At 54.0% G+C, this 12,165-nt stretch carries 8 protein-coding genes; all 8 read right to left on the reverse strand.

Annotation, left to right across the window (positions count from 1 at the left end):
* Positions 1–54 precede the first annotated feature (54 nt).
* The 8 genes from ABGA49_RS11420 to tssI all read right to left on the reverse strand — a co-directional run bounded on the left by ABGA49_RS11420 (position 55) and on the right by tssI (position 12,004).
* Positions 55–1,524, reverse strand: a complete 1,470-nt coding sequence (locus ABGA49_RS11420; protein ID WP_347665570.1) for a SulP family inorganic anion transporter — start codon at positions 1,522–1,524, stop codon at positions 55–57.
* Positions 1,521–2,144, reverse strand: a complete 624-nt coding sequence (locus ABGA49_RS11425; RefSeq protein WP_061498755.1) for a carbonic anhydrase — start codon at positions 2,142–2,144, stop codon at positions 1,521–1,523. Before ABGA49_RS11425 ends, ABGA49_RS11420 begins: the two co-directional genes overlap by 4 nt.
* A 459-nt stretch (positions 2,145–2,603) precedes the next feature.
* Complete coding sequence (locus ABGA49_RS11430) at positions 2,604–3,041, reverse strand: hypothetical protein (RefSeq protein WP_347665571.1); 438 nt, start codon at positions 3,039–3,041, stop codon at positions 2,604–2,606.
* Positions 3,042–3,560: 519 nt separating this feature from the next.
* Complete coding sequence (locus tag ABGA49_RS11435; protein ID WP_061498763.1) at positions 3,561–3,983, reverse strand: hypothetical protein; 423 nt, start codon at positions 3,981–3,983, stop codon at positions 3,561–3,563.
* A gap of 14 nt (positions 3,984–3,997) precedes the next feature.
* A complete protein-coding gene (locus tag ABGA49_RS11440; RefSeq protein ID WP_134318996.1) occupies positions 3,998–8,086 on the reverse strand; it encodes an RHS repeat-associated core domain-containing protein in 4,089 nt (1,362 codons plus the stop codon).
* Positions 8,087–8,096: 10 nt separating this feature from the next.
* Positions 8,097–8,225, reverse strand: coding sequence for a hypothetical protein (locus ABGA49_RS11445; RefSeq protein ID WP_088237235.1), 129 nt, complete (start codon positions 8,223–8,225; stop codon positions 8,097–8,099).
* Positions 8,222–9,775, reverse strand: coding sequence for a hypothetical protein (locus ABGA49_RS11450; protein WP_347665572.1), 1,554 nt, complete (start codon positions 9,773–9,775; stop codon positions 8,222–8,224). Before ABGA49_RS11450 ends, ABGA49_RS11445 begins: the two co-directional genes overlap by 4 nt.
* A 12-nt stretch (positions 9,776–9,787) precedes the next feature.
* Positions 9,788–12,004: a type VI secretion system tip protein TssI/VgrG gene (tssI, locus tag ABGA49_RS11455; RefSeq protein ID WP_347665573.1), complete on the reverse strand. Its 2,217-nt coding sequence runs from the start codon at positions 12,002–12,004 to the stop codon at positions 9,788–9,790.
* Between the last annotated feature and the right edge of the window lie 161 nt (positions 12,005–12,165).

Raw genomic sequence — 12,165 nt, forward strand, 5'->3', positions numbered from 1 at the left:
AGAGCACCCAGAATGGCAGGTTGCGCCCGCCACGGCGAGCGCTTTCACTGCGGTTTATTTTGCCGGCCACTGACTCAGTTCAATTCCCCGCTGCGGCGCGTTTTCGGCAAACTCGCTCAACACCGCTTTAACATCGGGATCGAAATAGTGGGCGTTGTCATGCTCAACAATCACCACACTGCGCTCCGGGATCTTCGCCAGTAGCGCCTGCAAACGCGGGTTGTGCAAAAACGTCAAGTTCTGATGAATACGCAACACATAGTGATCGTCAAAGCGGGCCAGTTGCAACGCATTGCGATGGCTGTAATAGATGCTTAACGCCACCTGCATCACCAACCCAAGGGCAATACCCACCAGCATGCCAAACGCGATGATCCCCACCACCGTGGTGAGAAACGGGACATACTGTTGTGGCCCGGCGCGGAATTGCTCAATAAACAGACGTGGCGTCGCCAGCTTATACCCGGTATAGAGCAGCACCGCAGCCAGGCTCGCCAGCGGGATCACCGACAAAAAGCCGCCGAACCACAAACCGCACACGAGCAACAGTACACCCTGCAACAGCACCGAGAATTTTGATTGCGCGCCGTTGCTGACGTTGACCGAACTGCGCACAATCACGGCCGTGATCGGCATTGCTCCGACGAGCCCCGAAAACAGGTTACCCACCCCCTGAGCCACCAGTTCTTTGTCGGGTGACGGCGGTGGGTTTTGCGGGCGCAGCTTCTTCAGCGCTTCCTGGCTGAGCAGCGTCTCAAGGCTGGCGACCAGCGCCAGCGTAATCGCCACGGTATAGACGGCCGGATTTTGCCATGCCATCCAGTCCGGCCCTTCCAGCTCGCCGAGCAGATCGCTAAACGAGCCAAACTCCGGCAACGTTATACGCGGCAACGCAGGTAACAGATGCGGCGCTGTGGCGATAAGCACCAGGGACACAGCGCACCCGAGAACCACTGCAACCAGCGGGCCGGGGATCCAACCCAGGCTTTTCAAGCGCTTAATTGACCGTGAATCCCAGCACCACAACAGCAACAATCCCCCTGCCGCCACGGCGAACGATGTCAGTGAAAACGCAAATTCATCGCTGAACATCGCGCGTAAACTGCTCTCTTCCACCGCACCAAAGGCAACCGGAATCTGCTGCATAATCAACAATAAACCAATGGCTGCCAGCATACCTTTGATGACACTGCCGGGAACCAGCGTAATAAAGCGTCCGGCGCGCAGAAGTCCCATCGCCAGTTGCAGGACGCCTGCCAGCACCAGCGCAAACAGAAAGGCAGAGAACGATCCCAGCGCATCAACCGAAGCCACTACAATGGTCACCAGCCCCGCCGCCGGGCCGCTGACAGCAAAGCGCGACGGGCTGAGCGCCGTGACCAACAAACCGCCGATAATGCCGGTCAGCAGACCAACAAACGGCGGTAACCCGCTGGCCTGGGCAATCCCCAGGCACAGCGGCAGCGCCACAAGGAAGACAACCACTCCGGCCAGCGTATCCTGGCGCAATGCATTGCTCTTCATACCGCCTCCTCCGCCGTTTTCTCAATCAACGTCTTCAGGTGGCCTGTCGCCAGTTCATAGACGCAGCCGTAAATATTCAGCTCGCGTTGACTGCGCCACACGTCCAGTACCGGTTGTGTCTGCACCAGCCGGGAAAACTGGGTGATGACGTTGGTTTCCACCAGGTGGTTGAGGGTTTCCGGATCAGGCGTTTTGGGCGCGGCGCCCTCAATTTTATGCCCGAGCACATCGCGCAGTTGACCAATACGCCGCGACAGCGCCGAAGACTCGTCCGCCAGTGCCATTTGCGGTAATTGCAGTGCAGCCTGCACGCCACCGCAACCGTAATGGCCGCACAGCACGATGCGATGCACCTTCAGGTAATGCAGCGCGTACTGCAACACACTCATAAAGTTGTCGTCCGCCGGGTCGACCATATTGGCGATATTGCGGTGAACAAATAATTCACCGGGATGAGAGCCGGTTAGCACCTCAGCTGGCACACGGCTGTCGGAACACCCTATCCATAACGAATGCGGCTGTTGTTGATGAAGATGTTGCTCAAAATAGTGCGGATCGCTGTTCAGCTTTAATAGCGCCCAGCTACGGTTTCTGGCCAGCAGCGGTTTCAACGTGTTCACAGTGCGACTCCCTTATTGTCAATCGGCATATTGGCAGGTTTTATGCGGGAGCTTTTACTACTAGCACTGACTGGAGAAATATATGCGTAAGGAAAATCTTATTATGGAATTTAAATAGTAAAAAAAGTCAAAGTGTAAAAAAACGAAAATAGCGAAGCATTGCACTATACAGATATAGAGGTTTTCTTGAGATTATTGATATGTATGCTAATAGTCACAAATAACAACCCTGACATTGGTAAGGGAAATCATCACGGAAATATATCGACATGCGAGGCTGAATGACTCAACCGTAAAAAGAAGTTGATAATAAGAAATATGATTTGCATCGCCATTCAGACCAGATCAATAATTCTCTGGTCTGCGGCCATGCTTTCACTCCACTCTCTGTTACAGCAAGCCTGTATGCTGCTTATTGAGTGCTAAAAATCCGTTATCAACCGTTCCGAAAAAGAACACCTACTTTTTTTTGCGTTCCAGCAGATAAAAGTCGAGATACTTTTTCTCGCGGCCCTGAAATGCCTTCTTTTTCCCATAACCGTAAGCAAGATGAAAATGTTCGTATGCTTCGTCATACTGCTTAAGTTCATAGCACACCATGCCCATGATGATAGCAGGTGCCGTATCCCTGTCGGTTCGCAGATTTAACAAAAACTGAGCCCAGGGTTTGGCACGGACGAAATCACCTTTATCAAACCAGGCGGAGCAAAAACCGGAAGCGATCCACAATGAAGGCATCAACCAGTCGCTTTTAGGCTCCGGCACCAGCACCCAGGCGTTATCGTACAATGAGAGGGCGCTCTCCATATCGCCACGCTGCCTTGCGTTGTCGCCCTCTTTGACAATCTTATCGATGGTATCGCCTAAAACCGGGTTTACGTCGTATAAGTCATGCACTGGAATGCGCTCCTTAATAACAGGGTGGAGTGAAAAAACTCCGAACCATATTGTCGACCGCCCCAGGAGAATGAAATCGGGCGAACTCTTATTTGCTTTGACGCGATAAAAAGGCAAATTCTGCTCTTATCCTAAATTTAATCTGAGGCCACATTTATGCCAGACACATTGTGCCCTCACGCAAGACATAATTGGTAGTTGAATACATTATGTAGCCATTCAGGGTTATCAACGACAAGCACCACATCAATATCAGACAATAGTTTAAATAACATGCACCGTTCACTATGTTCTTAATAACCATGTTTAGCATGGTTTCATCAAATAATCAAAATTTTGCGAGCATAAAAAAATAGGAAAATACAACTTAAGATAAATTGAGAAGGGAGTTTTCTGGCAGCAACGCGTTGTATTATCATCGAATAACGCATTTTTTAAAGGCCGTAAATCAGTATATCCGGCCTTTCATTTTATAAACAACAAGGCTGTTATTGTCTTTATCGATATATCGAATATTTATCAATTTTCTTCCAGAACATTAACAAATAAATTATATATTTTCTGACAAAAATCCGCACTATCAATAAAGTCAGGTAAAATGAGCACATAATAATAAATATGATTAAAGCGTAGGTTTATATCATAAGGCTCAAAATCCGAGTCGTTTTCAAACTCAAATAAGGTCGCAGCGCCATTCAACGTGGCTGATTTCGCCTCAATGCAAAAACACCCTTCCCCGCCAATATCTAAATTATAACCATTCTCCAGATGGTAATTCAGCATTTCCTCATCTTTATAGAACAGCAAAAACTCTTCATCACGCACACTGTTGCGCTGATGTTGATAACCATCAGGTTTTACTTTCGCCGCCATCGAGGAAAAAACGTCCTCTAGCGGTTTATTGGTATAAAACCCATACATTACACCCGTCCATTCAGCCATATATCGCTCCTAAATTAGTTACATCCAGAAAGGCCATGAACAACATCATCGCGCAACTTATTATTGGCATTTCTCAGCGGTATATCTTCTTCGATATAGAGTCGCAGATACGTATTCTGTCGGTCTACTGTTTTTACCTTACTGCTATCAATCTCAAAAGAAATATAATGCGTACTTTTATCTTTCGTCAGGCCCATTTTACCTCTTAACCCGGATGAATTTAATTCTTCTGGCGACAATTTGGTCACATAAACGCCTTTAGGTTTACCCTGAATCGACCCGCGTCCCCTGGCACCAGGATCACTGGATTTAATCACACCGGAACCCATAATCGCATTATATCCTTCTTTGCTTGTGTAGTGATAAACACGCACCACCTCTAAACCAAGAGGATCCATCCATGTGAGAGGATTTGGAGCATATTGATAAACATTTAATCCGCCCGCCAGCCCTATCGGATCCTGGCTTATATACGCGGCGATTGCCGGGTCGTAGTAGCGATAGCGGTTATAGTGCAGCCCGGTTTCCGCATCGTAATAGTGCCCCTGGAAGCGCAACGGATTATCGATGCGGTTAACATACACATACCCTTTTTCCCCCCAGACACCGATATTCTCCGACCAGACGATTTCCCCGTCAGGCGAGGTCAGTCGCACTGGCGCACCGTTCGGATCGCAGTGATAGTGCCAACTCTGTTTTGCCTCTCCTTCCTGTGTCAGCAGCGCCAGCGGCCGGAAGCTGTCGGGATAGTAGATATATTCACGCATGCTGCTGAATAATGTCGCCTGGGCTTTCTGCCGTTTTAGCCTGCCACCGGCATCGAAAATGCTTAACGCCGCCAGCGGCTCTTGCGTAGCAGCAACGGTCTCGCCTGCCAGCGCATCACGCTGCCAGTAGAACCAGTGCGTTTCCGTGGCGGTCTGTTTGAATACCCGCCGCCCCAGTCCGTCATAACCGTAGCGCACCAGGCTGTCGCCTTTGCGCACAGCAATGAGCTGGCGGTGATCATCCCAGGTAAAATCTTCTTTTTCTTCGCTCTCGTCCTGCATATGGCGGCGCTGGCGCAATTCCCCTGCGCGGTCAAAGACATAGCGCACGCCATGATGGATGCCTTCACGGAACCAGCCGCCCGCACTGTCGTTCACATCGCGTGTCTGCGTCTGCAAATGGTTCCCGGTTGCATCCTGCACAAACTGCCGCAGCACGCCATCCGGTGAGGAATGCGCCATCAACCGACCGGCCGGATCGTAAGTATAACGATCACTGCCCCACTGACTCTCTTCGCGCAACGTCAGGTTACCTGTGCGGTCATAGGCAAAACCGCTGGCAAATAGCGGTAAATCGTTTTGCAGTACCTGCTGCGAGGTGAGCCGCCCAAGTCGATCGTAACTGAAGTTACGTCTCACTGCGTCGGAGAGCTGCTCGCTGATCCTGTACCCGCTGTCGTCGTAGGTGAAAATAATGGGCGCGTCATCGTTAAGCTGCACCTGCGCAAGGCGATCATGCTCATCCAGTCCATAACGCACCTGATGGCCGCTGTCGCTATCGCGCGCGATCAGCAACCCGCGATCATTGTAGCTGTAACGCAACTGGAAACCGTCCTGCTCTTCCAGTAGCAGCCGCCCGGCATCGTCATAGCGCCATGTCAGCCTGCGCCAGGGGTTCTCACATAGCACCATCCGGCCGCACAAATCATAGTGATATTTCGCTTGTAGCGTGTCACCACTGCGCCGTTCGCTTAGCCTTCCGGCTTTGTCATAGCCATAGCGCACGTTGCGCCCCAGTGCATCTTCACGGCTGATCAGGCGACTGGCCCTGTCCCAGCCGTAACGCGTCACCTGACCCCAGTAGTCGCTTTCCGCCGTCACTCTCCCGAGGGCATCGCGGGTCAATTGCCAGCGCTGACCGCGTTGATTAATCACCGCCAACAACCGATCTTCCGGGTCATACTGGTAACCGAGCGTCGTCCCATCGGGCGTTTCGCAGGCGGTCAGCATCCCGGTGCCGTTATAACGGAAACGGGTTACATTGCCCTGTTCATCGGTAAAGTGAACCGGGTTATCTTCCCGATCGTAAGCGATACGGACTTCGCCACCTGCCGGATTCACTGTCGCCACCAGCCGGTCTTTTCTATCCCAGTGATAGCGGGTGCTCCCCTCACCAGCATCAATACGTTCGATCAATGTGCCACGCACGGCGTGGCGGAAACGGGTGGTGCCTGCCCCACCAGGGCTTACCGATTCCAGAAAACCGAAACGATCGTAGCGATAGCAGCACGACGGCAAACCGGGTTTATGAGCCTCAGCAAGCTGCCCAAAGCGATCATAGTGATAACGTGAAGCAACGCCCGTCGGGTCAATCGTGACAATCAAATTCCCGTGCGCATCATACTCTGAACGCCAGATAGCGCCCTTCTCATCGGTCAGCGCCAACACCTCACCAAACGCATCATATGTCGCCTGAATCACGCTTCCGTCCGCCATATATTCGGCTGTCATGCGCCCCAGTTCGTCATACTCCCAGCGATGGCTACTGCCGTCCGGCTCAATCAGCTCCAGCGTGCGGCCAAAATCGTCATAGCGGAACACGGTGTTGCCACCCAGCGGATCGATTTCCGACACCGGCAAGCCGTTTTCGTCAAAGGTAATGCGCGAGACATGCCCCAGTGAATCCGTGATCTCCACTTCGTTAAGCAGGTCGTGATACGCAAACCGATAATCCCAGACACCGCCGTCGCCCCAGGCATGCACCACTTGCCAGATGTCGTTGTACTGGTAGTGAAACCCTTGCCCATTGCGGTCAACGTGACTGACCAGGTGATGCTGCTGATAATAAAAACGGCGCGGATGCGACAGGGCATCGATCTCCGCACTCAATTGCCCTTCCTCGTCATATTCGTAGCGGGTCAGCGGCGTGATGTCGCCATCCAGCGCATTACGCAAACGCAGGGCGAGCAGGCGGTGATTCTCCTGGGTGACGAGGATTTCACGCGCGGTCATTCCCTGATGGGTGAACTCGCGAATTTGCAGCAGTTCGCTACCGTTCCACTCAAAACGCCAGCCATTGCCGTTACGATCGGCAAGCTGGCGGATCGGCAACACCCCCTGTTCGCCACTAAATTGCAGTTGCGGGCCACTCTCCTGCGCCACCTGCCACAGCACTTCGCCGTTAACCGTTTCCCGCCACAATCGGCTACCGTCCGGCAAACCCGGAATGCCCTGCTCATACCCGTCGACCTGCGGCAATCCGGCAAACAGCGTCATCCCTTCCGGTTGCGTCAGCATGGCGATGCCTTCATCCACCATCACCTCCAGGCGGATATCCGCTGGCGTCGACCAGCCGTGGCCGCACACCCCTTCAACATCAAGATCCGCCGAAGAGTAAGTGCGGTTCCACGCCAGCGGCAGACGCCCCGGCAGCAGAAAATCCTGGTGCTCAAGGCTGACGCTGCCATCACGAATATCGACCGGTTCGGCGCGAAGGACCCGGCACTTCAGGAAACCAGGATCCATATTGCGGAACAGCTTTTGCCGAAGCTTGCGAAAACGGCGCATAAACAACCGCCACTGCGGCGTCTTCTTCAACTTTTTGAAGCCCTTACCCAGGCCGCTTAACCCGGCGCGCATCAGCAGCGCCATCAGGTTGATGGTCGGCGGCCCGCCCACAATCACATTGTTGGGGATAGCCAGGTTAAAGGTCAGCGGTAGCGTCAGTGACAGTGGCTTCGGCTTGGTGGCGCGTTTCAGGCGAAATGGCGGGATCAGGCCAAGAATATTACAACTCAGCACCGGCATGCCGATGCGGGAGAAGGGCTCGCCGTCCACAGAGACGGTTTTACTGCCCATAAACAACTCATCTTCGATTTGCGGACCACCCGGTGCACGCAGCGGTGGGATCCACGCTCCGCCCACGGGAATATGCACCGCAATCCCGCCCGTTCCGGCGCTGGCACGCTTAATGCTGTTGACGTGCACCGTGGTGCCAATCAGCGGGAGATAATCAAACACATCAAACACGATGCCGATATGGGGTGTCGGTAGCGGCCACGGGTAGGTGTGAATATCCAGCCCAAGCTGCGGATCGAAGTGAGCGCCGGAGTGCATCAGTCGCGCCTCAGAACATAGCCCGCAATAGCGCGCGCAGGAAGGTACGGATCTCGGTGGCGAGATCGCTATCGGAGAGACTCAAAAACAGCAGCGCGAGCAGCGTCACAACAACAATGATAATAATACGGGTCTTCATAAGGGGTTGCTTCCTGCAGATTCAGATAACAATACGTCGGTTTCCCCCCATGCGGGCAGGCTTTGCCACTCACCGGGTGGGGCATCAAAGGGGTGGGCGATATCCGGCAAACCATTCCAGTGCGGGTGCAGTTTCTCCCGCGCCAGCCGGATAACGCGTCGAAAACTTTCATCTCCGCGGCGAATAAGATTCTCCCGCTCTTCACGGATCACGGTAAACATGGCTTCAAGCTGTAATTGCAGACGGCTTTCCGCCTGTTTCACCTGTTCAATACCCGGCTGCGCGGGCAATCGCGCTTCCGTCTGTTGGATTAAATCGCGTTTCTCGCGTTGCCAGCGCGCGGCACAGGCTTCAATGGCCTCGGTACGCCGTTTGTCATGTATACGCAGTAAATCCTGAAACACCAGCGGCAGCGTGGTTTGCCCGCGTTCGGGTAAAGGAACGCTTTCCGCCGCCTTCACCGCACGGGCGTACTCCTCCATCGCCGTTGGACGATGCCCGGCCAGCCAGAGGCAAAAGCCAGACATGCGCCAGCCTTCCATTTCAAAGACCGGGTGAGGGATCGCCTGCGCCTCCAGCGCGGCCTGACGGTAACGTTTCGCCGCCTGGAGATACTCTTTCTTTGCAAACCACGCACCGGCTTCGCCAAACGTACTCTGTGTGCGCAACTGTCCTTTCAGCGTTGGCTCGGCAATCTCACCGGAGATATCCTGTGCTTGTCGGTAGTGCGCGACCGCCTGTGCAGGATCATTGCCCTTCAGCCAACCGCCCGCTATCAGGTTATGCATCATCGCCTGCTGATCGGCCCAGCCGCGTTGCCGGGCAATCGCCAGCGCGAGGTCGCCGCGCGTAGCTACTTGCGCGGCAGTGCCTTTTTCCAGCAGCAGCATCGTATCCGCCAGGTAGCGGCGAAACAGCAAACGATCGCCATCGGGATCGGTCTGTTGCTGTGCGGTCTGGTGCATCACCTTCATGCCATCAATGTCATCGACTATCAGCTGAACCTCATGGGGATGTGCATCAAGCAGCGGTTGCCACACCGGCTGTTCAACGGTATCAATCAACAGCAATCGCGGCGAGGGTTCACCCTGTTCCAGCCAGCCGTTAAGCCAGCGTGTTAATGCGCTGTCGTCGCTTACGGCGGAAGGTTTGAGCACCAGCACCAGGTAGCGAAGATCTTCTGCAAACCGGTCGGCGAACCCTTGTAGCAACTGGCGCAACTGTGCAGGGGAGTAACACGGTAGATAGGGTTCCGCCTGCCACTCTGCGGCATCTGGCGTGGCCTCATAATGTTCAACAAATTCACGGCCCAGTGCCTCGCTGTAACCGAAGCCGGTTTCAAAAGGCGTTGTCAGCCCAAGAAACAGATCCGGCAGCGTGCGTCCTTCCGGGTGCTGTTGCAGCGCGATAAAACCGTCCAACAGCGATTCTCCTCCCGCCGGGATCCGCCAGATAAACAGGCGGGTCTGTGCTGAGTGCTCACTGGCATCCAGCCAGCTTAACTCCAGGTCGGTCATCACTTTTTCGGTGGGGTTTTTCGCGGTGCTCATTCACATTCCCCGTCAGGCGTTAAGCTCAATTTTTTTGCCATTCACCATAACGCCGGCGGCATTAATGGTGATGGTCGATCCGCCTGCGGTAATTTCCACGCTGCCGTTACCGATCAGAATGCCGCTTTCCCCCACATTGATGCGGAACGTATCCGTGGCGCTATCCGCCACGCTTCCTTGCGTAAAACGTGTATCGCCGCCGGTAATGCTCAATGTGCGCCCGGCACCAATGCTGACATCCTGCTTTTGCGTCACCGTGCGCACTTCACTGCTGTGCACCGTCACATTGCGGTTGCCGATGACATCAAGCGTCTGGTTGCCGGTGACATTCACGGTCCGGTTCTGCTGAACGCTGACCGTTTCATTGCCCTGAACGGTACGACTGCGATCCTGCACCACTGTCAGTGTCTGATTGCCTTCGACCGTACCGGTGTTATTGCTTTTCACCGTGGTGGTGTGATTGCCGGTAATGGTTTCATCGCGGTTTTGATCCACGCTGAGGGTTTCATTGCCCTTCACGCTTTCGGTGCGGTTTTGCTGCACCGTGGTGGTCTCATTGCCGTTAATGGTTTTACTGCGATCCTGACCAATCGTGACCGTTTCATTGCCGTCGACGGTGCGGGTGCGGTTTTGCTTGATATGGCTGGTCTCGTCTTTGCCGACGGTTTTCGTCCGGTTACTGCCCACATCATGGGTTTCGTCGTTCTCGACTTCGGTATCCATGTTGCGCTCGGCATGCAGCCAAAATTGCTCTTCACCGGGTTTATCCTCAAAACGGAGGGCGTTGGCATTATCCGGCGAGCCATCCTTCGAACGGCTCATAAAGCCCATCTGCGTTGCCGCAGCAGGCAACTCCCACGGCGGCATGCTGGCTTCGTTATAGACCCGGCCAATGATGATCGGCCTGTCCGGCTCGCCGTTGATAAAATCCACCACCACTTCATCGCCCACACGCGGGATCTGCACGCCACCGTAACCCTGACCTGCCCAGGCACTGGAGACACGCACCCAGCAGGAGCTGTTTTCATCCCCCTGACTTTCGCGATCCCAGTGGAATTTCACCTTTACGCGCCCGTATTTATCTGTCCAGATGGACTCTCCTTTCGGCCCTACCACACGGGCGGTCTGCGGCCCGTACGTGCGAGGCCAGTCGGTCGTCACCGGCGGGCGAAACGGTGTCGCTGCGGGGATCACAGTAAAGTCAATGCGGTGTTTTGCCTCGCCCGTATCACCAGATGCATACTGGTTTTCTTCGAATGCGTAATGTGCGCCGACCACCAGCCATTTCGCGTTGTCGGCATAATGGGGCGCATTGATCAGCGTAAAAGTGTGCCCCGGCGCAATGCCGGTTGCGGTAGCCGTTCCCTGGGTTTGCTGCTGCTCCGCCTGCCATGACTGCTGGCGAATACGGGCATACGATTCACCATCGCCATGTTCAACGAAACGCCCCGGCCAGTCATAAACGTCAATGCGCCCTGGTGTTGGCGAGACCGGGTTTTGCAGCGTTTGTAGCATCCATGCGTGCGGTTTTCGAAAATCATAGTCGTCCGTGCTGTACAGGCCAGGCGTGACCACATGCCGCGCCAGTAACTGGCTGATACCCTCCTCGCTCACCGCCCCGCCGCTCGCCTGCGCATGCCAGGGAAGGGTCTCATAGCCAGGGAACGCTTCCGCCTGAGAGTAATCATCCATCAGCACCAGCGTGTGACCGTCTTTATGGTGACGGAAAAAATAGCTGATACCTTCAAGCTCCAGCAGACGGCTCAGAAAATGGAAACTGCTCTCTGCGTATTGCACGCAATAATCCCATTGCCGATAGCTGCGGGTAAGCTTGTCTTCGATGTTAACGTTGTATTCTGTAAACAGCGTTTTGGCGATGTCCGGTACGCGCTGCTGTTGGAAGATGCGAAAGTTGCGGTCGCGCATCATGGGCCAGAAATCCGGTTCCAGCGTGGTTTGATAAACAGCGTAGCGCGTACCGTCCAACTCTTCGGAACGAACGGCAACAGCGGTCACTTTGCCAGAAAGGTAACGCTCAGCACCTGATTGACCCGGAATGACCACCGTCATGTTCTGACCGAGCAATTTTTGCCGATCAAGGGTGAAATCTTTACTTAACAGATCCACCTGAAAACGAAATGGCGCTGAGAGTTTCTCCTCTCCTGTTAACATCCAGAATAAGAGCGAATCACTCCCGGCGGACAACAGGACGGTTATCCGGTTAACCATACGAGTTCCTTACTGACAGAGGCGAATATTCCGGGAACAAACCTGTCTTCAGGCGACTTCAATACCGGAAATGACAATAGACAACAATGTATACGCGGCTGTGAGTCCACTAACACTGGCAATGTAATTAATATTATCTGGATATAGTTGAAACTGAGATG

Source organism: Kosakonia sp. WA-90 (assembly GCF_039871955.1).
Taxonomy (GTDB): domain Bacteria; phylum Pseudomonadota; class Gammaproteobacteria; order Enterobacterales; family Enterobacteriaceae; genus Kosakonia; species Kosakonia oryzendophytica.

Excerpts from the sequence above, each read along its gene's own strand:
- tssI (WP_347665573.1), bottom strand. The coding sequence starts at position 12,004 with ATGGTTAACCGGATAACCGTCCTGTTGTCCGCCGGGAGTGATTCGCTC.
- ABGA49_RS11420 (WP_347665570.1), bottom strand. The coding sequence starts at position 1,524 with ATGAAGAGCAATGCATTGCGCCAGGATACGCTGGCCGGAGTGGTTGTC.
- ABGA49_RS11435 (WP_061498763.1), bottom strand. The coding sequence starts at position 3,983 with ATGGCTGAATGGACGGGTGTAATGTATGGGTTTTATACCAATAAACCG.
- ABGA49_RS11445 (WP_088237235.1), bottom strand. The coding sequence starts at position 8,225 with ATGAAGACCCGTATTATTATCATTGTTGTTGTGACGCTGCTCGCGCTG.
- ABGA49_RS11440 (WP_134318996.1), bottom strand. The coding sequence starts at position 8,086 with ATGCACTCCGGCGCTCACTTCGATCCGCAGCTTGGGCTGGATATTCAC.
- ABGA49_RS11450 (WP_347665572.1), bottom strand. The coding sequence starts at position 9,775 with ATGAGCACCGCGAAAAACCCCACCGAAAAAGTGATGACCGACCTGGAG.